The 23,150-nt window shown below is 63.9% G+C and carries 22 protein-coding genes; 9 read left to right on the top strand and 13 right to left on the bottom strand.

Annotated elements, in window-relative coordinates:
- Positions 1–15: 15 nt before the first annotated feature.
- Complete coding sequence (locus BM019_RS16985; protein ID WP_062823938.1) at positions 16–1,203, bottom strand: CaiB/BaiF CoA transferase family protein; 1,188 nt, start codon at positions 1,201–1,203, stop codon at positions 16–18.
- A gap of 32 nt (positions 1,204–1,235) precedes the next feature.
- Positions 1,236–2,957: an acyl-CoA dehydrogenase family protein gene (locus BM019_RS16980; protein WP_092418972.1), complete on the bottom strand. Its 1,722-nt coding sequence runs from the start codon at positions 2,955–2,957 to the stop codon at positions 1,236–1,238.
- 112 nt (positions 2,958–3,069) lie between these two features.
- Between BM019_RS16980 and BM019_RS16975 the strand changes: the two genes are divergently transcribed.
- The 4 genes from BM019_RS16975 to ntrC all read left to right on the top strand — a co-directional run bounded on the left by BM019_RS16975 (position 3,070) and on the right by ntrC (position 8,455).
- Positions 3,070–3,969 carry a LysR family transcriptional regulator gene (locus BM019_RS16975; RefSeq protein ID WP_092418971.1) on the top strand — a complete coding sequence of 300 codons (900 nt, stop codon included), beginning with the start codon at positions 3,070–3,072 and terminating at the stop codon, positions 3,967–3,969.
- Positions 3,970–4,165: 196 nt separating this feature from the next.
- Positions 4,166–5,578 (top strand): MFS transporter, encoded by a 1,413-nt coding sequence (locus BM019_RS16970; protein ID WP_092418970.1) that lies wholly within the window; start codon positions 4,166–4,168, stop codon positions 5,576–5,578.
- Between the two features lie 358 nt (positions 5,579–5,936).
- A complete protein-coding gene (glnL, locus tag BM019_RS16965) occupies positions 5,937–7,022 on the top strand; it encodes a nitrogen regulation protein NR(II) (RefSeq protein ID WP_009041766.1) in 1,086 nt (361 codons plus the stop codon).
- Entirely contained in the window at positions 7,019–8,455 is a 1,437-nt protein-coding gene (gene ntrC / locus BM019_RS16960; RefSeq protein ID WP_007929941.1) for a nitrogen regulation protein NR(I), read from the top strand. The genes glnL and ntrC overlap by 4 nt, the downstream gene beginning before the upstream one ends.
- A gap of 726 nt (positions 8,456–9,181) precedes the next feature.
- Here the strand turns inward: ntrC and BM019_RS16955 are convergent.
- Positions 9,182–9,622: a hypothetical protein gene (locus BM019_RS16955; RefSeq protein WP_009041765.1), complete on the bottom strand. Its 441-nt coding sequence runs from the start codon at positions 9,620–9,622 to the stop codon at positions 9,182–9,184.
- Here BM019_RS16955 and trmL point away from each other — a divergent pair.
- A complete protein-coding gene (gene trmL / locus BM019_RS16950) occupies positions 9,621–10,076 on the top strand; it encodes a tRNA (uridine(34)/cytosine(34)/5-carboxymethylaminomethyluridine(34)-2'-O)-methyltransferase TrmL (RefSeq protein WP_007930832.1) in 456 nt (151 codons plus the stop codon). The two genes, BM019_RS16955 and trmL, sit on opposite strands and share 2 nt — an antisense overlap.
- Before the next feature lie 218 nt (positions 10,077–10,294).
- On the opposite strand, the gene secB is transcribed toward trmL, so the two are convergent.
- From secB to BM019_RS16935, 3 genes are read right to left on the bottom strand one after another with little or no spacing between them, the layout of a single operon-like run.
- Positions 10,295–10,777 (bottom strand): protein-export chaperone SecB, encoded by a 483-nt coding sequence (gene secB / locus BM019_RS16945; RefSeq protein ID WP_007930826.1) that lies wholly within the window; start codon positions 10,775–10,777, stop codon positions 10,295–10,297.
- A gap of 56 nt (positions 10,778–10,833) precedes the next feature.
- Positions 10,834–11,088 (bottom strand): glutaredoxin 3, encoded by a 255-nt coding sequence (gene grxC / locus BM019_RS16940; RefSeq protein WP_009041764.1) that lies wholly within the window; start codon positions 11,086–11,088, stop codon positions 10,834–10,836.
- A 1-nt stretch (position 11,089) separates the two neighbouring features.
- Positions 11,090–11,503 carry a rhodanese-like domain-containing protein gene (locus BM019_RS16935; RefSeq protein WP_007930821.1) on the bottom strand — a complete coding sequence of 138 codons (414 nt, stop codon included), beginning with the start codon at positions 11,501–11,503 and terminating at the stop codon, positions 11,090–11,092.
- Positions 11,504–11,654: 151 nt separating this feature from the next.
- On the opposite strand from BM019_RS16935, the gene gpmI reads away from it, so the two are divergent.
- The 4 genes from gpmI to BM019_RS16915 all read left to right on the top strand — a co-directional run bounded on the left by gpmI (position 11,655) and on the right by BM019_RS16915 (position 16,874).
- Positions 11,655–13,184: a 2,3-bisphosphoglycerate-independent phosphoglycerate mutase gene (gene gpmI, locus BM019_RS16930; protein ID WP_007930819.1), complete on the top strand. Its 1,530-nt coding sequence runs from the start codon at positions 11,655–11,657 to the stop codon at positions 13,182–13,184.
- Positions 13,185–13,320: 136 nt separating this feature from the next.
- Positions 13,321–14,607, top strand: a complete 1,287-nt coding sequence (locus BM019_RS16925) for a murein hydrolase activator EnvC family protein (RefSeq protein WP_053259311.1) — start codon at positions 13,321–13,323, stop codon at positions 14,605–14,607.
- 31 nt (positions 14,608–14,638) lie between these two features.
- Positions 14,639–15,949: a S41 family peptidase gene (locus BM019_RS16920; RefSeq protein WP_009041761.1), complete on the top strand. Its 1,311-nt coding sequence runs from the start codon at positions 14,639–14,641 to the stop codon at positions 15,947–15,949.
- A 166-nt stretch (positions 15,950–16,115) separates the two neighbouring features.
- On the top strand, positions 16,116–16,874 hold the full coding sequence (locus BM019_RS16915; protein ID WP_092418969.1) for a divergent polysaccharide deacetylase family protein: 759 nt from the start codon (positions 16,116–16,118) through the stop codon (positions 16,872–16,874).
- A 152-nt stretch (positions 16,875–17,026) separates the two neighbouring features.
- Here BM019_RS16915 and BM019_RS16910 read toward each other — a convergent pair whose 3' ends face one another.
- From BM019_RS16910 to BM019_RS16880, 7 genes are all read right to left on the bottom strand, one after another.
- Positions 17,027–17,782, bottom strand: a complete 756-nt coding sequence (locus BM019_RS16910; RefSeq protein WP_062823944.1) for a substrate-binding periplasmic protein — start codon at positions 17,780–17,782, stop codon at positions 17,027–17,029.
- A 63-nt stretch (positions 17,783–17,845) separates the two neighbouring features.
- A complete protein-coding gene (gene hisF, locus BM019_RS16905; protein ID WP_007921812.1) occupies positions 17,846–18,616 on the bottom strand; it encodes an imidazole glycerol phosphate synthase subunit HisF in 771 nt (256 codons plus the stop codon).
- Positions 18,617–18,625: 9 nt separating this feature from the next.
- Entirely contained in the window at positions 18,626–19,363 is a 738-nt protein-coding gene (gene hisA, locus BM019_RS16900) for a 1-(5-phosphoribosyl)-5-[(5-phosphoribosylamino)methylideneamino]imidazole-4-carboxamide isomerase (RefSeq protein ID WP_009041758.1), read from the bottom strand.
- A 101-nt stretch (positions 19,364–19,464) separates the two neighbouring features.
- Positions 19,465–19,722 carry a DUF2164 domain-containing protein gene (locus BM019_RS16895; protein WP_007921810.1) on the bottom strand — a complete coding sequence of 86 codons (258 nt, stop codon included), beginning with the start codon at positions 19,720–19,722 and terminating at the stop codon, positions 19,465–19,467.
- Positions 19,723–20,361, bottom strand: a complete 639-nt coding sequence (gene hisH, locus BM019_RS16890) for an imidazole glycerol phosphate synthase subunit HisH (RefSeq protein ID WP_009041756.1) — start codon at positions 20,359–20,361, stop codon at positions 19,723–19,725.
- Complete coding sequence (gene hisB / locus BM019_RS16885) at positions 20,361–20,954, bottom strand: imidazoleglycerol-phosphate dehydratase HisB (protein ID WP_007921806.1); 594 nt, start codon at positions 20,952–20,954, stop codon at positions 20,361–20,363. The genes hisH and hisB overlap by 1 nt, the downstream gene beginning before the upstream one ends.
- Before the next feature lie 260 nt (positions 20,955–21,214).
- Positions 21,215–22,876 (bottom strand): OFA family MFS transporter, encoded by a 1,662-nt coding sequence (locus BM019_RS16880; RefSeq protein WP_092418968.1) that lies wholly within the window; start codon positions 22,874–22,876, stop codon positions 21,215–21,217.
- Between the last annotated feature and the right edge of the window lie 274 nt (positions 22,877–23,150).

Here is a 23,150-nt window from a genome sequence, read left to right as displayed (position 1 = left end):
TCTGGGCGCAGCCCTTCACTCGCGGACGATGCCGTGCTCGAACAGGTTTTCGATCGTCTGGTTGTCGAGGCCCAGGCCTTCGAGAACCTCGCGGGTATCCGCGCCCAACGCCGGCGGGGCACTGCGATAGGTGGCCGGGGTCCGCGACAGCTTCACCGGCGAACCGACGCCGCGGTAGTCGCCGATCTCCACCAGCAGGCCGCGATGCCGGGTATGCGGGTGCTCGACCACCTTGTCGATGGAGGCAATCGAGCCGCAGGGCACGCCCAGGCGGATCAGCCGTTGCGCCAGGGCCGTGCCGTCGTGCTCGGCCAGGCGCGCCTCCAGCGCCTGCTTCAGCGCCTCGCGGTTGACCGAGCGGCAGCCGTTGTCGGCAAAGCGCGGGTCGTCCAGCAAGGCGCCGGCGTCCAGCTGTTCGCACAACTTGGCGAACTGCCGGTCATTGCCGACCGCCAGGAAGATCGGCTCGGTGCCGGTGCGGTAACTGTCGTAGGGGGCGATATTCGGATGGGCGTTGCCGGTGCGCTGCGGGGTCTTGCCGGCGGCGAAATAGTTGGCCAGATGCGGGTGCAGCAGGGACACGCCGCAGTCGTACAGGGTGATGTCGAGGGACTGCCCCAGGCCGCTGCGGTGGCGTTCGTTGAGCGCCAGGAGAATCCCCGCCAGGGCATTGAGCCCGGTGACCATATCGACGATCGGCAGGCCGATGCGCAGCGGGCCGCTGTCGGCTTCGCCGTTCACGCTCATCAGCCCCGCCATTGCCTGGATCACCGCGTCGTAGCCGGGCAGCCCGCCCAGCGGGCCGTCACTGCCAAAACCGGAAACCGCGCAGTGGATCAGGGTCGGGAAACGCTGGCTCAGCACCTCGGCATAACCGATGCCCCAACGCTCCAGGGTGCCGGGCTTGAAGTTCTCCATCAGCACGTCGGCGTCTTCCAGCAGACGCATCAGCAGCTGGATGCCCGCGGGTCGGGACAGGTCCACGGCGATCCCCTGCTTGTTGCGGTTCACGCCCCTGAAATACGAAGCGTCGGCGCCCTCGAAAGGCGGGCCCCAGCCGCGGGTCTCGTCACCGTTCAGGGGCTCCAGCTTGATCACATCGGCGCCGTGGTCGGCCAGGGCCTGGGAGCAGTAGGGTCCACCCAGCACGCGGCTGAGGTCGATGACTTTCAGGCCGGCCAGGGCCCCTTTTGAATGGTTCATGGCAGTTCTCTGACAAAAATGGACAGGGCCGTTCAGGCCGGCAACAGCTGCATCGCATCGGCTTTCGACAGCGCGCTTTCCTGGGCCAGGAGCGCCAGCAGCTCAGGCTCAATCGATACCTCCGGACGCAGCGGATCGCGGGGCAGCAGCTTGTGCTGGAGCAGCAGATGGGCCAGGGCCAGGCGCCGGTAATCGGGGGCCTGGCGGCTCGCTTCCCAGGCCATGAAGATCGCCGTGGCGGTGTGATAAAGGGCACTGCCGGCCAGGCGCACCTGGTCGTCGCGGCGCTCTTGTGCGACCTTTTCGATAGCCGCGACCGCACGCTGCAGGACCGTCTCGAACAGGCGCTGGCTGGCCGCCGGCAGGTCAGCCTCGGCGAGCAGGCCGGCGAGGTAGTGCCGCAGCGGCTCCAGGGCCTGCTCGCGGGTCACGGCGCGGGCGATATCCAGCGCGACGATGTTGCTGGTGCCCTCCCAGATCGAGCCCAGGTGGGCATCGCGCACCAGCCGCGCATCGCTCCACTCCTCGATGTAGCCAACCCCGCCGCGTACTTCCATGGCGTCCCCGGTAACCCGACGCGCATCGCGGCAGGCGCGGAACTTGATCAGCGGGGTGAGGATGCGCACGCACTTGCGCGCCGCCTCGTCGCCGGCATCGGCCTTGGGCAGCAGCGTGGCGATCTGCATGAACATCGAACGGGCCTGCTCGGCGGGCAGCATCATTTTCAGCAGCTGGCGCTGCATCAGCGGCATCTCGATCAGATGGCGGCCAAAGGCCCGGCGCTGGCGGGCGACATACAGCGCCTCGTTGATCCCGCGACGCATCAGCCCGGCGGCCCGCACCCCGTTGGACAGGCGCGACATGTTGATCATGTCAGCCATCTGCTGGAAGCCGCGGCCGACCTCGCCGATCAGGTAGGCGGTGGCGCCGTCCAGGCTGATTTCACCGCTGGCCATGGAGCGGCTGCCCAGCTTGTCCTTCAGGCGCAGGATCCGGTAGGCGTTGCGCGAGCCATCGGGGCGGACCTTCGGCAGCAGGAACAGGCTGACCCCCTTCATGCCTTCCGGTGCGTCTTCCGGACGGGCCAGGACCATGGCCAGGTCGGCGTCCGGGTTGGAGCAGAACCACTTGTCGCCGAACAGACGCCACTCGCCGTTCTCCAGGCGCGCGCGGGTTTCGGTGCGCGACACGTCGGAGCCGGCCGCCTGTTCGGTCATGAACATCGCGCCCTGGAACAAGCGGTCGAAATCCCGCGAAGCCAGGGACGGCAGGTAGCGCGCCACCAGCTCCGGCGAGCCGAATTTGCGCAGGGTGCGGGTCAGCGAATCGGTCATGCTCACCGGGCAGCACAGGCCGAACTCGGCCTGCACGAAAAGGAAGGTCAGGGCGTACTTGACCAGCGGCAGCACCGGCTCGGCGCAATGACTCATGGAGGCCAGGCCCAGCTCGGCATACGCCGCGCGCTCCAGAGCGATGAAATCCGGGTGCTTGTAAATGCTCTGCAGGTCTTCGCCACGGCGGGTGCGCGGCCGCAGTTGCGGCGGGTTCTTGTCCGCCGAGAGCGCCAGCACATCCAGCTCGCCACCGGCCCGCGCACCGAGCTGGCGCAAGCTCGGCAACCACTGAGCGTACAGTTGCGGCGCCAGGTAGACCTTGAGCAGGGCCGCCAGCCCGGCATCGCAATCGAACAGGTTCAGGCCTCGGCTATCGGGGATATTCAGGGTGTCTTGGATGGGTTCAGGCAGGGCAGTCATGACGTCTCTCCAGGCTCTTGTGCCCCGAGACTAGAGTCGCCATCGATAAGTATCTAATACAAAATCAATCAACTACGATAAGAAAATCAGATCGTAAAGCGAGGACGCCAGTATGGATCTCAAGCAGCTTCGTTACTTCGTCGCGGTCGCCGAAGAGCTGCATTTCGGCCGGGCCGCCGCTCGTCTGTTCATCTCCCAGCCGGCCCTGAGCTTCGACATCAAGAAGCTCGAAAGCCAGCTGGACGTGCAGTTGCTGAGCCGCAACAACAAGTCGGTGAGCCTGACCAACGCCGGCCAGGTGCTGCTCGACGAAGCCCGCTACCTGCTGCTGCGGGCCGAGCAGGCGCGGCGCCTGACCCTGCGTTCGGCCCAGGGTTTCGTCGGCCGGCTGAGCATCGGTTTCGTCAACTCGATCCTGCATCGCGGCCTGCCGCAGGCGGTGAGGACCTTCGAGCAGGATCACCCGGACACCGAGATCGTGCTGATGGAGATGAACAGCGCCGAGCAGGCCCAGGCGCTGCAGCGTGGGCAGATCGATATCGGCTTCGTGCACTGGAGCCACTTTCCCGAGAGCATCCGCGGCGAGCCGGTCCTCGCCGAGCCCTTCCTCTGCTGCCTGCCCCAGGGTCACCGGCTGGCGGACAAGGCGCGCATCGACCTGACGGAGCTGGCCAACGATGACTTCATCCTCTTCCCACGCAATGTCTCGCCGCACTACCACGACCTGATCATCGCCCGCTGCGTGGCGGCCGGCTTCAGCCCGCGCATCCGCCACGAAACCCGGCTCTGGCAAACGGTGGTGGCGATGGTGGCGTATGAAATGGGCGTGGCCCTGGTCCCGCAGACCCTGGCCGGCACCTGGAAGGAGGGTGTGCGCTACTGCGAAATCAGCGGCGACGGGGCGTTATCCGAGATTCACGCCATCCGCCATGCGGACAACCCGTCGGCCGCCGCGGAGAGTTTCCTGACTGTGCTCAAGGCCCTGCAAAAGCCCGTGGCGCCGGGGCTTTGAGGGCCTGCGACCATACGAAATCCCGTATCACACAATAAGATTTAATCATTATTTTTTTCATTCCTGCCTGTATAGGCTCCGTGCCGTCGGACCTTGCAAGTACGTGATGCGCCCATTCGTGCAACGAGTATCCGGAGCCGTCGTCAGACGAACCTCCCGCGGCGCAAATAACAATAACAACATGCAGGAATTGAATATGAATGCCGCCCAGCATGCTGCCGCGCACAAGAAAGCCCGCAAGGCGGGAGTCGCCTCGTTCATCGGCACGACCATCGAATGGTATGACTTCTACGCCTACGGAATCGCCGCCGCGCTGGTCTTCGGCAAGGTGTTCTTCCCCGCCGACCTGCCTGCGGGCACCGCCACCCTGCTGTCGTTTTTGACCCTCTGGGCCGGTTTCATCGCCCGCCCCATCGGCGGCATCATCTTTGGCCACCTGGGCGACAAGATCGGGCGCAAGACCACCCTGGTGATCACCCTGATCATGATGGGCGTGGCCACCACCTGCATCGGCCTGCTGCCGACCTACCTGCAGATCGGCATCTGGGCGCCGATTGCCCTGGTGGTGCTGCGCATCGTCCAGGGCATCGCGGTGGGTGGCGAATGGGGCGGCGCCATCCTCATCGCCAGCGAAAGCGCGCCCAAGGGCAAAGGCATTCTGTATGCGGCGTTCGCCCAGCAGGGCTCGCCGGCCGGCAACCTGCTGGCGACCCTGGTGTTCTTCGGCCTCAGCGCCCTCCCCGCGCCGGACTTTTTGCTGTGGGGCTGGCGCATTCCGTTCCTGCTCTCGGCGGCACTGGTTCTGGTGGGCATGGTGATTCGCCTCAAGCTCGAAGAGTCGGACGACATGAAGCGCCTGATCCAGCAGAAAAAGACCGTCAAGCTGCCGATCCTGGAGGTCCTGCGCAAACACTGGCAGATCGTGCTGCTGGGGGCCGGCGTGCTGCCGGTCATCCATGTCACCTACTTCAAGAGCACCTTTGCCCTGTCCTGGGCCACCAAGGAGCTGGGCTACAGCCAGAGCACCTTTCTCAGCGTGATCGTCATCGCTCTGGTGGTGCAGTTCATCACCCAGCCCCTGGGCGCGGTGCTGGTTTCCAGGATGGACATGCGCAAGGCCGTGGTGCTGATGCTGCTGCCGGAGTTCTTCCTGATGCCGGCGATGTTCTTCGCCGTGGAAACCGGCGTCTACTGGATCGCCGTGCTCGGCATGTGCCTGGCCACCGTGCCGCACTCGATGTTCTATGGCGCCGTCGGCGGCATCCTGGCCCGCGCCTTTCCGACCAGGGTGCGCTACAGCGGCCTGTCGATTTCCTACCAGCTCTGTTCCTTGCTGGTGGGCGGCGCCACGCCGGTCCTGGCCCAGGGCATTCTCAACAACACCGGGAGCATTCTCGGCGTGGCCATCGCCTCCGCTGGCTATGCCCTGGTGTCCCTGGTGTGCATGCTCCTGCTGCTCAAGCGCATCGGCCACAACGCCGCCGACCTGTCCACCGCCGAGCAGGCGGACGCCGACGAACTGGCCCGGGAACCCCGTGCCACGCCGCTGACCGAGGCCCCCGCCACGCTACCACCGGGTATCGACAAGGACGCCCAGCCCGCCCACTGATCCGCCATCCGCCGCACGCTTCCAGGCCCGCCAGCAAGCGGGCCTTTTTGCGTGCGCGGCGAATTCTGGACCGGCGCACGGCTGGCTATTCTTTAGCGCAGCCTCGGATAAATCGCACTATATTGGTGCATCAAGCTGCACCCGCACCCATCCACAGCCCATTTTGGTTCGAAAGTACCCAGCGCAGCCGGCAAAACGCTGCGAAACAGAACTTTAAACGTCTGTTTCAGGGCTCGAGCGCTTCTTTTCGGAGCCTTGGTTTGGTTTTTGCATTTTCTCGATAGCAGCGCCTTATTCGCGCGCGCAATCCTGGGCCGGCCCAGGATTGCCTTGTTTCAAAAGAGGTCAACATTTACCCATGACCATCAGCGATCAACTGCACCGCTTGCTACTCGACAACCTGACCACCGCGACCATCCTGCTCAACGCCGACCTGCGCCTTGAGTACATGAACCCGGCGGCGGAAATGTTGCTGGCCATCAGCGGCCAGCGCAGCCATGGGCAATTCATCAGCGAACTGTTCACCGAGTCGGCCGAAGCCCTGAGCTCCCTGCGCCAGGCGGTGGAACAGGCGCACCCGTTCACCAAGCGCGAAGCCATGCTCACCGCGCTGACCGGCCAGACCCTGACCGTGGACTACGCGGTGACGCCGATCCTGAGCAATGGCGACACCCTGCTGTTGCTGGAAGTCCACCCCCGTGACCGCCTGCTGCGGATCACCAAGGAAGAGGCCCAGCTGTCCAAGCAGGAAACCAGCAAAATGCTGGTGCGCGGCCTGGCCCACGAGATCAAGAACCCCCTCGGCGGGATTCGCGGCGCCGCCCAGTTGCTGGCCCGCGAACTGCCGGACGAGAACCTCAAGGACTACACCAACGTCATCATCGAAGAGGCCGACCGCCTGCGAAACCTGGTGGACCGCATGCTCGGCTCCAACAAGCTGCCGTCGCTGGCCATGTGCAACGTGCACGAAGTGCTGGAGCGCGTGAGCAGCCTGGTGGAAGCCGAAAGCCAGGGCTGCATCACCCTGGTGCGCGACTACGACCCGAGCATTCCCGATGTGTTGATCGACCGCGAACAGATGATCCAGGCGGTGCTCAACATCGTGCGCAACGCCATGCAGGCCATCAGCAGCCAGAACGAGCTGCGCCTGGGCCGCATCAGCCTGCGCACCCGCACCATGCGCCAATTCACCATCGGCCACGTGCGCCACCGCCTGGTGACCAAGATCGAGATCATCGACAACGGCCCGGGGATCCCCGCGGAACTCCAGGAAACCATCTTCTTCCCCATGGTCAGCGGCCGTCCGGACGGTACCGGGCTGGGCCTGGCCATTACCCAGAACATCATCAGCCAGCACCAGGGCCTGATCGAGTGTGACAGCCATCCCGGCCACACCACGTTCTCGATCTTTCTGCCACTGGAACAAGGAGCCCCATCGACATGAGCCGTAGTGAAACCGTGTGGATCGTCGATGACGACCGTTCTATCCGTTGGGTTCTGGAGAAAGCCTTGCAACAGGAAGGCATGACCACCCAGAGCTTCGATAGCGCCGATGGTGTGATGAGTCGCCTGGCCCGCCAGCAACCGGACGTGATCATTTCCGACATCCGCATGCCCGGCGCCAGTGGCCTGGACCTGCTGGCGCGGATCCGCGAGCAGCACCCGCGCCTGCCGGTGATCATCATGACCGCGCATTCGGACCTGGACAGCGCTGTCGCCTCCTATCAGGGCGGCGCCTTCGAGTACCTGCCCAAGCCGTTCGATGTCGACGAAGCGGTGTCCCTGGTCAAGCGCGCCAACCAGCACGCCCAGGAGCAGCAGGGCCTGGAAGTGATCCCGGCGCTGGCCCGCACCCCGGAAATCATCGGTGAAGCGCCGGCGATGCAGGAGGTGTTCCGCGCCATCGGTCGCCTCAGCCATTCCAACATCACCGTGCTGATCAACGGTGAATCCGGTACCGGTAAAGAACTGGTGGCCCACGCCCTGCACCGCCACAGCCCGCGGGCGGCTTCGCCGTTCATCGCCCTGAACATGGCGGCGATCCCCAAGGACCTGATGGAATCCGAGCTGTTCGGCCATGAAAAGGGCGCCTTCACCGGCGCGGCCAACCTGCGGCGCGGGCGCTTCGAACAGGCCGACGGCGGCACCCTGTTCCTCGACGAGATCGGCGACATGCCGGCCGACACCCAGACCCGCCTGCTGCGGGTGCTGGCCGACGGCGAGTTCTACCGGGTCGGCGGGCATACGCCGGTCAAGGTCGACGTGCGCATCATCGCCGCGACCCACCAGAACCTGGAAACCCTGGTGCACGCCGGCAAGTTCCGCGAGGACTTGTTCCACCGCCTGAACGTGATCCGCATCCATATCCCGCGCCTGTCGGACCGTCGCGAAGACATTCCGACCCTGGCCAAGCACTTCCTCAGCCGCGCCGCCCAGGAGCTGGCCGTCGAGCCCAAGCTGCTGAAAAGCGAGACCGAGGAATACCTGAAGAACCTGCCGTGGCCCGGCAACGTGCGCCAGTTGGAGAACACCTGCCGCTGGATCACTGTGATGGCTTCGGGGCGCGAGGTGCATATCAGCGACCTGCCGCCGGAACTGCTGAGCCTGCCGCAGGATTCGGCGCCGGTGACCAACTGGGAACAGGCCCTGCGCCAGTGGGCCGACCAGGCCCTGGCACGCGGCCAGTCGAGCCTGCTGGACAGCGCGGTGCCGAGCTTCGAGCGGATCATGATCGAGACCGCCCTCAAGCACACCGCCGGTCGCCGCCGCGACGCCGCCGTGCTGCTGGGCTGGGGCCGCAACACCCTGACGCGCAAGATCAAGGAGTTGGGGATGAAGGTCGACGGCGGGGATGACGACGACAGCGACGAGGGCTGAGCCGCATCACCCCCTGTAGCCGCTGCCGCAGGCTGCGATAAGGCCGAAGGCCTTCAGCGATCTTGAGATCCTGCGCGCCCTTCGGTCGCGATCGCAGCCTTCGGCAGCGGCTACAGGGCAAGACATTCGTGTTGTGCCGAATGACAGATCCAATCGCGGGCAAGCCTCGCTCCTAAGATGCGGTCGTGGGAGCGGGGCTTGCCCGCGATGCTTTTTGTGCACCGCAATGGTGAGCCTGCACTGCCCGAATGCGCAGCTGGGCGTGGGATTTCCCCGTGGGCGATCTCGATTTTTCTCGCAAGAACATATCCACAAAACGGCGAAAGCCCCGTAAACCGGGGCTTTCAGCTTTTCTTGAAAATTCGCTTAACCGTTTAAGCCGAAATTGGCACGCCCCCTGCAAAGACAAGATCATGAGTGCAGTCACTCACCCGTTTTGGGGACCTTGGTACAGGCAGGCCGAGAATCCCCTTCTTTACACCCCGAACCCATACCGCTCGCAGCGACGGGTTCCAGCCGGTTTGGGGAACCCTGGTACAGGCAGGCCAGGGATTCCCTCTTTAACACCCGGGCTCATCACGCTCACAGCGACGAGCCCCACCCGTTTCGGGAACCTTGGTACAGGCAGGCCGGGGCTTCCCCTCTTTACACCGGGCCCGGCGCAATCAGCGCCCCGCCCTCACGCTTTTGGGGACCTTGGTACAGGCAGGCCGGGAATCCCCTCTTTTATTCCTCGCGCAGCTGGATCTCCAGGCGCCAGCGCCCGTCGACCTCGCTGCCCGACCATTCGGCGTGCAGCGCTCTTGCTGCGACCACGTTCAGCAGCAACCCTTCCTCAGCCGCCCGCACCCGCCAGTTGGCATCCTTGTCGTTGATCTTCAACTGGCCCTTTTGCGCTCGCCCCTCGGCCTCGAACAACAGCGCCACGGCCCCGTCGATGTGCTCGCCATGAACCTTGGGCTCGTTGTTGAACCACACCACCAGGGCATTGGGCTGGACCTGCACCTCCTGCAACTCGGTGGGGTCCGGGGTGGTGAGGCGACCAATCATCAACCCGACCATCACGCCAAAGATCGCCAGCGAGCCGAATACCCGCAGCATTAGCTTCGGCCGGACGTCCGCTTCAGGCGTAGAATGCGGCCTGTCTTTTTCTTCGGAGCCGTGCATGTTTCACGTCATCCTTTTTCAACCAGAAATTCCGCCGAATACCGGCAATGTAATCAGGCTGTGCGCCAATAGCGGCTGCCACCTGCATTTGATCGAGCCGCTGGGTTTCGAAATGGACGACAAGCGCCTGCGCCGGGCCGGCCTCGACTACCACGAGTACGCCACCCTACAGCGCCATGCCGACCTCGCCAGCTGTCTTGAAAGCCTAGGCCATCCGCGCCTGTTCGCCTTCACCACCAAGGGCTCGCGACCTTTCCACGACGCCAGCTTCGCCGAGGGCGATGCCTTCCTGTTCGGCCCGGAAAGCCGTGGCCTGCCCGCCGAGGTACTGGACGCCCTGCCCGCCGAGCAACGCCTGCGCCTGCCCATGCGCGAAGGCTGCCGCAGCCTGAACCTGTCCAACACCGTGGCGGTGGCCGTCTACGAAGCCTGGCGTCAGCTGGGCTTCAAATAAGCCCCCATCTCTGCACGACTCCTTGTAGCCGCTGCCGCAGGCTGCGATAAGGCCGAAGGCCTTCAGCGTGCTCAAGACCTGGCGCCCCTTTGGAGGCGATCGCAGCCTTCGGCAGCGGCTACAGGTTTGGCGCCGGCTATCGGCGTCAACCTCGAAACCTTGGGCCCGAACATGAAAAAAGCGCCTGAAACGGCGCTTTTTTCATGGAACCCGGCAGCTTATTGAACGGTGCCTTCACCGGCCGCCTGCAGGCGTTGCAGCTCTTGCGCGTACAGCGCGTCGAAGTTCACCGGAGCCAGCATCAGGGCCGGGAACGAACCGCGGGTCACCAGGCTGTCCAGCGCTTCGCGAGCGTACGGGAACAGGATGTTCGGGCAGAACGCGCCCAGGGTGTGGCTCATCGAAGCGTCGTCCAGGTTCTTGATCAGGAAGATACCGGCCTGTTGCACTTCGGCGATGAACGCCACTTCGTCGCCGTTCTTCACGGTGACCGACAGGGTCAGCACGACTTCGTGGAAACCCTCTTCCAGCGCCTTCTGACGGGTGTTCAGGTCCAGGCCGACGCTCGGCTCCCACTGCTGGCGGAAGATCGCCGGGCTTTTCGGAGCTTCGAAAGACAGGTCACGCACATAGATACGCTGCAGCGAGAATTGCGGTGCGGATTCGTCTTCGGTCGCAGCGGTGTTCTGTTGGTCAGTCATCTCAGATCCTTCTTGATCTCGGGGTCATGTAGGGTTTGCTGAACTTGGGTGGTCAGTCAGGCCGCGAGCAGCGCGTCGAGCTTGCCGGCGCGCTCCAGGGCGAACAGATCGTCACAACCGCCCACATGGGTGCTGCCGATCCAGATCTGCGGCACGGACGTGCGCCCGGCCTTCTGGGCCATTTCGGCGCGAACCTGCGGCTTGCCGTCGACCTTGATCTCTTCGAAGGCTACGCCTTTGTTCTCGAGCAGGTACTTGGCCCGCGAGCAGTAGGGGCAGTAATCGCTGGAATAGACGACGACAGTAGCCATATCACTTCACCAGCGGCAGGTTGTCGGCTTTCCAGCTGCCAACGCCGCCGGACAGCTTGGCGGCGGTGAAGCCGGACTTCATCAGCTCGCGAGCGTGGGTGCCGGCGTGCTGACCCAGGGCGTCGACCAGAATGATGGTCTTGGCCTTGTGCTTTTCCAGCTCGCCCACGCGGGCGGCCAGTTTGTCTTGAGGGATGTTCAACGCGCCGACGATATGGCCCGCGGCGAAGTCCTTGGTCGGACGGATATCGATCACCACGCCCTGCTCGCTGTTCACCAGCGCGGTCAGTTCACGGGTGCTGAGGCTGCGGCCGCCGCGGCTCAACTCGTGAGCGATCAACAGAGCCAGCAAGATGACGAAGGCGCCGACGAGCAAGTAGTGTTCAGTGGCGAATTGAATCAGGTGAGCAACCATCAAGGAGGTTCCAGGGCGTTAAAATGTCGGCCAGTATACACAGCCCTCCGGGTCGGCCAAACCCCGCCCGGCGGTGACGCCACCGGAACTTCGCTTTAAACTGCCACTCCCTTTTTCCAACATTCTCCCAATCCAGCCACGAGTGGAATCTATGACTACCACGCCTAAACCTTTGGTCCTGATGATTCTGGATGGCTTCGGTCACAGCGAGAGCCACGAATCCAACGCTATCTATGCAGCCAAGAAGCCGGTCCTCGACCGCCTGTGCGCCAGCGTGCCGAACGGCCTGATCTCGGGTTCGGGCATGGATGTCGGCCTGCCGGACGGCCAGATGGGCAACTCCGAAGTCGGCCACATGAACCTCGGCGCCGGCCGCGTGGTGTACCAGGATTTCACCCGTGTCACCAAGGCCATCCGCGATGGCGAATTCTTCGAGAATCCGACCATTTGCGCCGCCGTGGATAAAGCCGTGGCCGCCGGCAAGGCCGTGCATATCCTCGGACTGCTGTCCGATGGCGGCGTGCACAGCCACCAGGACCATCTGGTGGCCATGGCCGAACTGGCCTTCAAGCGTGGCGCCGAGAAGATCTACCTGCACGCCTTCCTCGACGGCCGCGACACCCCGCCGAAAAGCGCCACCTCGTCGATCGAACTGCTGGATGAAACCTTCAAGACCCTGGGCAAGGGCCGCATCGCCAGCCTGATCGGCCGTTACTTCGCCATGGACCGCGACAACCGCTGGGACCGCGTGGCCCAGGCTTACAACCTGATCGTCGACGGCAAGGGCGAATTCAACGCCGCCACCGCCCAGGAAGGCCTGCAGGCCGCCTACGAGCGTGGCGAAAGCGACGAATTCGTCAAGGCCACCACCCTCGGCGAGCCGGTGAAAGTCGAAGACGGCGACGCCGTGGTGTTCATGAACTTCCGCGCCGACCGCGCCCGCGAGCTGAGCCGGGTGTTCGTCGAGGACGGTTTCAAGGAATTCGAGCGCGCCCGCCAGCCGAAACTGGCCGGTTTCGTCATGCTGACCCAGTACGCGGCAAGCATTCCGGCCCCTTCGGCCTTTGCCCCGGGCAGCCTGGAAAACGTGCTGGGCGATTACCTGGCGAAAAACGGCAAGACCCAGCTGCGCATCGCCGAAACCGAAAAATACGCCCACGTGACCTTCTTCTTCTCCGGTGGCCGCGAAGAGCCGTTCCCGGGCGAAGAACGCATCCTGATTCCGTCGCCGAAAGTCGCCACCTACGACCTGCAGCCGGAAATGAGCGCACCGGAAGTCACCGACCGGATCGTCGACGCCATCGAAAACCAGCGCTACGACGTGATCGTGGTCAACTACGCCAACGGCGACATGGTCGGCCACAGCGGCGTGTTTGACGCCGCGGTCAAGGCCGTCGAGTGCCTGGACCTGTGCGTCGGCCGCATCGTCGATGCCCTGGAAAAGGTCGGCGGCGAAGCCCTGATCACCGCCGACCACGGCAACGTCGAGCAGATGTCCGACGCTTCCACCGGCCAGGCCCACACCGCCCACACCAGCGAGCCGGTGCCGTTCATCTATGTGGGCAAGCGCGACCTGAAAGTCCGTGAAGGCGGAGTCCTGGCCGATGTGGCGCCGACCATGCTGAAACTGCTGGGCCTGCCGCAGCCCGCGGAAATGACTGGCACTTCGATACTGGTCTGATATCAAAAAGACCAAATAATGGGCCGCAAACGGCTTTTTATGACGAACGCCTCAAAGCAGTTGGCTTTGAGGCGTTTTTTTTGCAGCGAGGGGCGGGCATACTAGGCCGTCCCTTTCCCTGGTGTCGCCCGCCTCTATGCTTCGCGCCCTGATTACCCTTGCTCTGATCTGCCTGCTCCAACCGGCCTTCGCCGACGAGCGCGCGCAAACCCAACAGCAGCTGGACGCCACGCGTCAGGATATTGCCGAGCTGAAAAAGCTGCTGGGCAAGCTGCAGGAAGAAAAGTCCGGCGTGCAGAAAGACCTGCGCGGCACCGAAACCGAGATGGGCAAGCTGGAAAAGCAGGTCGATGCCCTGCAAAAAGAACTGAAGAAAAGCGAATCCGAGCTGCAGCGACTCGATGAGGAGAAAAAAAAACTCCAGAGCGCGCGCATTGAACAGCAACGACTGATCGCCATCCAGGCCCGCGCGGCCTACCAGAACGGCCGTCAGGAGTACCTCAAGCTGCTGCTCAACCAGCAGAACCCGGAAAAATTCGCCCGCACCCTGACCTATTACGACTACCTGAGCCAGGCCCGCCTGGAGCAACTGAAGAATTTCAACGAGACCCTGCGCCAGCTGGCCAATGTCGAAAAGGAAATCTCCCTGCAGCAAGCCCAGCTGCTAGTGCAGAAAAGCAGCCTCGACACCCAGCGTGAAGAGCTCGACAAGGTCCGCAAGGAACGCCAGGTGGCCCTGGCCAAGCTCAATGACGACGTGAAGGCCCGTGGCGACAAGCTCAAGGCCCGCGAACAGGACCAGGCCGATCTGGGCAAGGTCCTGAAAACCATCGAGGAAACCCTGGCCCGCCAGGCCCGAGAGGCGGAAGAAGCGCGACAGAAAGCGCTGATCGCCCAGCAGGAAGCCGAAAAAAAGCGTTTGCGTGAGGCCCAGGCCAGTGCCGACGAGAGCCCGAGCAAGCCGCCCCGAGCGACGCCCGGCCCCTTGGTTTCCAGCGCAGGCGCCTCCTATGGAGGCCCTTTTGCTTCATCCCGGGGAAAACTTCCATGGCCGGTTGATGGTCGACTGCTGGCGCGCTTCGGCGAAAGCCGCGGCGACGATGCCCGGACCAAGTGGGACGGGGTGATGATCAGCGCCTCGGCCGGCAGCCAGGTGCATGCCGTCCATGGCGGCCGTGTAGTGTTCGCCGACTGGTTGCGCGGCGCCGGCCTGCTGGTGATCCTCGACCATGGCAACGGCTACTTGAGCCTCTACGGACACAACCAGACGCTGCTTAAAGAAGCGGGCGATATCGTCAAGGCCGGCGAGTCCATCTCCACTGTCGGTAGCAGTGGCGGACAGGGCGCGCCGGCACTGTACTTCGCTATTCGCCAGCAGGGTCGCCCAAGCGACCCGGCACAATGGTGCCGCGCGCAAGGATAAGCGCGCCATCTCATTCAGGAGTTCGTTCGACATGCTGCATTTGTCCCGCCTCACCTCGCTGGCCCTGACGATCGCTCTGGTGATCGGTGCGCCCCTGGCGTTCGCCGCCGAAACCGCTCAGTCGGCAGCCGCCACGACCACCAAGGCGCCATTGCCGCTCGAAGAGCTGCGCACCTTTGCCGAGGTCATGGACCGGATCAAGGCCGCCTATGTCGAACCCGTCGATGACAAGACCCTGCTGGAAAACGCCATCAAGGGCATGCTCAGCAACCTCGACCCGCACTCGGCCTACCTGGGCCCTGAAGACTTCGCCGAGCTGCAGGAAAGCACCAGCGGCGAGTTCGGCGGCCTGGGCATCGAAGTCGGCGCCGAGGACGGCATCATCAAGGTGGTGTCGCCGATCGACGACACCCCGGCGTCCAAGGCCGGCATCCAGGCCGGCGACCTGATCGTCAAGATCAACGGCCAGCCAACCCGCGGCCAGAGCATGACCGAAGCCGTGGACAAGATGCGCGGCAAGATCGGCCAGAAGATCACCCTGACCCTGGTACGCGACGGCGGTGCGCCGTTCGACGTGACCCTGGCCCGCGCCACCATCCAGGTGAAGAGCGTGAAGAGCCAGCTGCTGGAGTCGGGCTACGGCTACATCCGCATCACCCAGTTCCAGGTCAAGACCGGCGAGGAAGTCTCCAAGGCCCTGGCCAAGCTGCGCAAGGACAACGGCAAGAAGCTCAACGGCATCATCCTCGACTTGCGCAACAACCCGGGCGGCGTGCTGCAATCGGCGGTGGAAGTGGTCGACCACTTCATCACCAAGGGCCTGATCGTCTACACCAAGGGCCGCATCGCCAACTCCGAGCTGCGCTTCTCCGCCACCGGCAAGGACGAAAGCGAAGCGGTGCCGATGGTGGTGCTGATCAACGGTGGCAGCGCCTCGGCTTCGGAAATCGTCGCCGGCGCCCTGCAGGACCAGAAACGCGCGGTGCTGATGGGCACTACCAGCTTCGGCAAGGGCTCGGTTCAAACCGTGCTGCCGCTGAACAACGACCGTGCGCTGAAGATCACCACTGCGCTGTACTTCACGCCGAACGGCCGTTCGATCCAGGCCCAGGGCATCGTGCCGGACATCGAGGTGCGCCGCGCCAAGATCACCAGCGAAGCGCAGGACAACGAGTACTTCAAGGAAGCCGACCTGCAAGGCCACCTGGGCAATGGCAACGGCGGCGCCGACAAGCCGACCGCTTCCGGCAGCAAGCCCAAGCCGATGCCGCAGGACGACGACTACCAGCTGGCCCAGGCCCTCAGCCTGCTCAAGGGCCTGAGCATCACCCGCAGCAAGTGATGGAGCCCATCGCGAGCAAGCCCGCCGCCTCCTCTGCAGGAGCGAAGCTTGCTCGCGATGGCGCCCTGATGACCGCCACACCCTGCCAAGGCTTTACCCGAACCCTATGCTTCAAACTTCCATGATCACTCACCGCCAACCCCTCCCACGGTTGTCGTGGAGGCTCATGATCGGGCTTCTGTGCCTCCTCGCCTTCACCTCGCTCCAGGCCGCCGAGCCCGCCCCGCGCAAGGCCTACCTGAGCCTGATCATCGACGACCTCGGGCAGAACCTGCCCCGCGATCGCCGCGTACTGGCCCTGCCCGGGCCGGTGACCACGGCGATCATGCCCGACACGCCCCACGCCGCCGAGTTCGCCCGCGAAGCCCATCGCGCCGGCAAGATCGTCATCCTGCACATGCCCATGGACCCGGCTACCGGCCCCTTCGCCTGGCACCCCGAGCTGCCCATCGAAGAGCTGGAAAAGCGCCTCAACGCCGCCTTCAAGGCCGTGCCCTACACCAGCGGCATCAACAACCACATGGGCAGCCGCATGACCTCCCAGCCCCAGGCCATGGCCTGGCTGATGGCCGAGTTGCAGCGCCGCCACAAGTTCTTTGTCGACAGCCGCACCAGCGCCAAGACCGTGGCCGCCGCCGAGGCGCAGAAGATCGGCCTGGCCAGCGTGTCCCGCGATGTGTTTCTCGACGACGAACGCACCGAAGCGGCGATTGGCATCCAGCTGCAGACCGCGATCAACCTGGCGCGCAAGCAGGGTTCGGCGGTGGTGATCGGCCATCCCTACCCGCAGACCCTGGCGGTGCTCGAACGCGAACTGCCCAGGCTCAAGGCCCAGGGCATCGACTGGATCGATATCAAGTTGATGATCAGCGTGCGCAGCAACAAGGCCATGGCCGGGCACGGCAAGGATGGGGTTTACCGCTGACACCAACATGCCCTGTAGCCGCTGCCGCAGGCTGCGATCGGGCGCGCAGCGGCCGCTAATGCGGCCAGCACATAATCCTGGGTGGCATGACATATCGTTGGCGACGGCTGCGCCGTCGATCGCAGCCTGCGGCAGCGGCTACAGGGGAGCAATCAGAGATAGCGCCCCATGATCTCTTCCACCACGCCTTCCTCGCGCAGTTGATCCAGCGCGGCCTGCAGCCGGGCGACGGTCTCGTCCGGCACTTCTTTGTTCAGCGCCAGGTACAGCTGGGCGCTGTGGAAGCGCAGCACGGTCTTGAGCCCGGTCACGCCTTCCTGCCTGGCCAGATAGCGCCCGGCGGGATCGCCAGTGGCCCATAGGTCGATCTGGCCGCCGACCAGCTTCCTGGCGTTGTCCTGGTCCCTCAGCACCACCAGCGGCTTGAGCCCTTGCTTGGCCAGGGTCTCGGCAATGGCGTCGCCCTTGTAGGCGCCAATCCGGTATTTGCGCGCCTGCTCCAGGGATTGCAGGGCGATCTTGCTATCGCCCCGGGCCAGCATGATCCAGTCATCCGGGCCGATGGGGCCGACCCATTTGAACAGCGGCTCCCGGTCCGGCAGCCGCGCCATGACAAACACGCCATACCCCGGCTGCTCCAGGGCGAGCTTGTAGATGCGCTCCCAGGGAAAACGCAGGGTCAGGCTGTAATTGATCCCGGCACGCTTGAACATTTCGCGGACGATATCCACGGCGATGCCGTTGATATTCTCGCCCTGGGCGAAGTTCTTGCCGTTCTTGGCCATGTTGTAGGGGGGGAAGTTTTCCGTCAGCAGCACCAGGGAGGTGCCTGGCGTTTGCGCTGCGCGAGCGCCTGCGGCGAAGAGGACCGAAGCGCTGACAAGAACAAGAAGAAGACGTTTGAACATGACGGGCTACCGGAATCCATGGCGTGCCCAAGAGTGCCGCGAGCCCGCCATGCTGTCCAGTGGCTACCGCACGACGATGCCGCGGTGCGCCATATAAGCCTTGGCTTCCGGAACCGTGTATTCGCCGAAGTGGAAGATACTTGCCGCCAGCACCGCGCTGGCGTGGCCTTCGAGGATGCCATCGGCCAGGTGCTGCAGATTGCCGACACCGCCCGAGGCGATCACCGGAATGCCCAGGGCATCGCTGATGGCGCGGGTCACACCCAGGTCGAAGCCGTTTTTCATGCCGTCCTGGTCCATGCTGGTCAGCAGGATTTCGCCGGCACCCAGGCCTTCCATCTTCTTCGCCCACTCCACCGCGTCCAGCCCGGTAGGCTTGCGCCCGCCATGGGTGAAGATTTCCCAGCGCGGGGTTTCGCCCGGCCCGGACACCTTCTTCGCATCGATGGCGACGACGATGCACTGCGAGCCGAAATGCTGCGCCGCTTCGCCGACGAACTCGGGGTTGAACACCGCCGCGGTGTTGATCGAGACCTTGTCCGCCCCGGCGTTGAGCAGGTTACGGATGTCCTGCACGGTACGCACGCCACCGCCCACGGTCAGCGGGATGAACACCTGGCTGGCCATGCGCTCGACGGTGTGCAGCGTGGTGTCGCGGCCATCGACGCTGGCGGTGATGTCGAGAAAGGTAATCTCGTCCGCGCCCTGCTCGTCGTAGCGACGGGCGATTTCCACCGGGTCGCCGGCATCGCGGATGTTCTCGAACTTGACGCCCTTGACCACCCGGCCGTTGTCCACGTCCAGGCAAGGGATGATGCGTTTAGCCAGCGCCATGGTGAGTCCTCAGCCTTGGTACGAATCGCAGAAGGCTTGCGCCTCGGCGACGTCGAGGGTGCCTTCGTAGATCGCGCGGCCGGTGATGGCGCCGATGATCCCCGGAGCCTTGGCATCCAGCAGGGCCTTGATGTCGCCCAGGTTGTGGATACCGCCGGAGGCGATCACCGGGATCCTGGTGGCAGCGGCCAGGGCTGCGGTGAAGGGTACGTTGCAGCCCTGCATCATGCCGTCTTTGGCGATGTCGGTATAAACGATGGCGGACACGCCGTCGGCTTCGAAACGCTTGGCCAGGTCGATGACCTGCACGCTGCTGACCTCGGCCCAGCCGTCGGTGGCGACGAAGCCGTCCTTGGCGTCCAGGCCGACGATCACCTTGCCCGGGAAGGCGCGGCAGGCTTGCGCAACGAACTCCGGCTCTTTCACCGCCTTGGTGCCGATGATCACGTAGCTCACGCCGGCCTTGACGTAGTGTTCGATGGTTTCCAGCGAGCGGATGCCGCCACCGATCTGGATCGGCAGGTTCGGGTAGCGCTTGGCGATGGCGGTGACCACTTCACCGTTGACCGGCTGGCCTTCGAAGGCGCCGTTCAGGTCGACCAGATGCAGACGGCGGCAGCCGCCCTCCACCCACTTGGCAGCCATGCTCACCGGGTCATCGGAGAACACCGTGGAATCTTCCATGCGGCCCTGGCGCAGACGTACACAGGCACCGTCTTTGAGATCGATAGCGGGGATAATCAGCATGCTTTTTCCTTCGTCAAAAGAGCGGCAAGCTGCAAGCGACAAGCTGCAAGCATGCGGTGTACCAATTCTTGCAGCTTGAAGCTTGCGGCTTGCAGCTGCTCCTAATTTTTCTCGAGCGCCCACAGGTCGCTTTCGATGCTTTCGAACCGCTCTTTGAGCTGGGCCTGCACATCGAAAATCGCCCTGTTGTAATAGTGCGGAGCAATTTCGCGGGTAAACAGTTCAAGAATCTCGGCCGCCTCGAACGAGCCCAGGTCGAGCTCGAAGCGATCTTCCATGAAGCGCTGGATCTTGTGATTGGCCTCACTCTCCTGCTCGGGCGTGAGGGTCAGGATCGGCGCCTTCTTCTTGACCGCCATTTACCAGCGACCGTCCCACGCCGCGAAGTTCTGCAGCAATTGCAGGCCATGGGTATGGCTTTTCTCCGGGTGGAACTGCACGGCGAAGCGCGAGCCCTCGGCCAGTGCCGCGGCGAAATCGACGCCGTAGTGGCCGCTACCTACCACTTGCCGCGCGTTGCCGGCGGCGATGTAGTAGCTGTGCACGAAGTAGAAGCGCGCCAGGTCCGGGATGTTGTGCCACAGCGGGTGGCTCACCGCCTGTTTCACTTCGTTCCAGCCCATGTGCGGGACTTTCAGGTGCTCGCCGTCCTCATGCAGGCCCTTGCCGAAGAACTTCACCTGGCCGGGGAACAGGCCGATGCAGTCGACGCCGTCGTTCTCTTCGCTGCGGTCGAGCAAGGCCTGCATGCCCACGCAGATGCCGAGGAACGGACGGTCCTGGCTGACTTCACGCACCAGCGCGTCGAAGCCCAGGCGACGGATCTCCGCCATGCAGTCGCGAATCGCGCCGACGCCGGGGAATACCACCCGGTCGGCTTCGCGAATCACATCGGCATCGCTGGTGATCAGCACCTTGCCGGCGCCAACGTGCTCGAGGGCCTTGGCCACCGAGTGCAGGTTGCCCATGCCGTAATCGATAACCGCGACCGTCTGCATTACAGAACGCCCTTGGTCGAAGGCATCTGCCCGGCCATGCGGTCATCCAGCTCCACGGCCATGCGCAGCGCGCGGCCGAAAGCCTTGAACACGGTTTCGATCTGGTGGTGGGTGTTGTGCCCACGCAGGTTGTCGATGTGCAGGGTGACGTTGGCGTGGTTGACGAAGCCCTGGAAGAATTCCTGGAACAGGTCGACATCGAAGCCGCCCACGGTGGCGCGGGTGTAAGGCACATGCATCTGCAGGCCAGGGCGGCCGGAGAAGTCGATCACCACGCGCGACAGCGCTTCATCGAGCGGCACGTAGGCGTGGCCGTAGCGACGGATGCCCTTCTTGTCGCCGATGGCTTTGGTGAAGGCCTGACCCAGGGTGATACCGACATCCTCCACGGTGTGGTGGTCGTCGATATGCAAGTCGCCTTTGCTTTCGATATCCAGGTCGATCAGCCCGTGACGGGCGATCTGGTCCAGCATGTGCTCAAGGAAGGGAACCCCGATATCGAATCGGGCCTTTCCGGTGCCATCCAGGTTGATCGAGGCTTTGATCTGGGTTTCCAGAGTGTCGCGCTCGACGGACGCCTTACGTTCGGCCATCACCAGCTCCGCAAAATCATTGGGCGAAAAAGGCGAACATTATAGGCCGGACGGCGGCTAAACAGGAACACGCAGGACAAGATCCTGACGGGCGCAACCCAATAAAGCCGGGGCTGTACCTGTCATGACAAGTAACCACCCCGTTTTCTGTAGGAGCGAGCTTGCTCGCGAAAAATCCCCAGACAACGCGCTCAGACAGAAAGAACGCGGTGCCTGGCAGAACTGATCGCGAGCAAGCTCGCTCCTACCACAAGCGCTGCTTAGTGGAACAACACCGCGGTCTTCTGCAGGGTGACCCACACGCCCCACGCCAGCGGAATACCCACCACCAGCCAGGCGGCGACCGCCAGCGGCACGCTGCCGGACGAGGCCTTCCACTCCAACACGGTGGTGCTGTCCGCGCCCTTGTCATGGCCCAGCGCCTGTTCGGCGGCCAGCTCGGCGTCAGTCATGAAGTACTTGTCGGCCACCGGACGCACCAGCAGGTTGCACAGGAAACCCAGCACCAGCAGACCGGCGAGGATGTACAGGGTGATGTCGTAGGCCGCGGCGCGTTCGACGCCGATGCTCAACTGATATTCACGCAGGTAGTTCACCAGCACCGGGCCAAGCACGCCTGCCGCTGCCCAGGCAGTCAGCAGACGACCGTGGATCGCGCCCACCATCTGGGTGCCGAACAGGTCCGCCAGGTAGGCCGGAACCGTGGCGAAACCGCCACCGTACATCGACAGGATGATGCAGAACGCCGCCACGAACAGCGCGACGTTGCCCAGGTGCCCGAGGTTCGGGATCAGCGCATACAGGGCAAAACCCAGGGCGAAGAACACGAAGTAGGTGTTCTTGCGTCCCAGGTAGTCGGAGAACGACGCCCAGAAGAAGCGACCACCGATATTGAACAGGCTCAGCAGGCCGGTGAAGCCGGCAGCGATCGCGGCGATCGACGCCAGTTGCGAGGCGTCCAGCTGACCGAAGGCCAGTTCATTGCCCAGCAGCTTGCCGGCGAAGACTTCCTGCAATAGCGGCGAAGCCATGCCGAGGATGCCGATACCCGCGGAAACGTTCAGGCACAGCACCAGCCATACCAGGCGGAACTGCGGGGTTTTCCAGGCCACGTTCACATGCACGTGACGGTGGGTGATCATCGCGTTCGCGGCTTTTTTCGCCGGCGGGGTCCAGCCCTCGGGCTTCCAGCCGGTCGGCGGCACGCGGTACGACAGCGCACCACCGATCATGAACACGAAGTAGATCGCCGCCATCACCAGGAAGCTCTGCCAGACGCCGACGCCGGTTGGCGAAGCGAAGTGGCTCATCAGTGCCGCCGCCAGCGGCGCACCGACCATCGCGCCACCGCCGAAGCCCATGATCGCCATGCCGGTGGCCATGCCGCGCTTGTCCGGGAACCATTTGATCAGGGTCGACACCGGCGAAATGTAACCCAGGCCCAGGCCGATACCGCCGATCACGCCGGAGCCGAGCCACATCAGCCAGATCTGGTGGGTATAGATACCCAGCGCCGAAATCAGCAGGCCGCCGCACCAGCACAGCGCCGACACCACACCGGCCTTGCGCGGGCCGGCGTGCTCCAGCCAGCCGCCCCAGATCGCCGCGGAGCAGCCGAGGAAGATGAAGAACAGGGTGTAGATCCAGCCGAGCATCGAGATCGGCCAGTCGCACTGGGACGAAAAGACCTGCGCGATAAAGCCCATGTCCGGGGCGCAGGCCACCGGAGCAGTCACGCCCAGGGCCTTGGACAGCGGCAACCAGAACACCGAGAAGCCGTAGGCCATGCCGATGCACAGGTGGATGGCCAGAGCGGCCGGTGGAACCAGCCAACGGTTGAAACCGGGCTTGGCGATGATGCGTTCTTTGGACAAGAACGCCGGCTGGGCGGCAATCGCGCCCGCCTCGGTGCTAGTGCTCATGAGTGTTTCCCCCAATTATTGGAATTATTCACCGGCCACTCTCCACTCACGACTTTTGCACGCAGACGTGGTCGTTTTATCGAGTGAAGCTCCATAGAGTGCGACTTTTGGTCGCGGAAGGGCAGATGAACGGCGAAAGATTACCATTTGCTCGTGACAGAAAAAGCAAACTGCCATCACCTTTTCTGCGTCATCTGTACCGGAAGACGGCAATAGCGCGCTCCTACAGAAGCGCGCGGCCCCGCCGACGACGCTTGCCCCCTCGCCAGCCCAT

This window comes from Pseudomonas sp. NFPP07, from assembly GCF_900115645.1.
GTDB classification, from domain to species: domain Bacteria; phylum Pseudomonadota; class Gammaproteobacteria; order Pseudomonadales; family Pseudomonadaceae; genus Aquipseudomonas; species Aquipseudomonas chlororaphis.
This window is presented reverse-complemented; position numbering and strand designations above follow the sequence as displayed.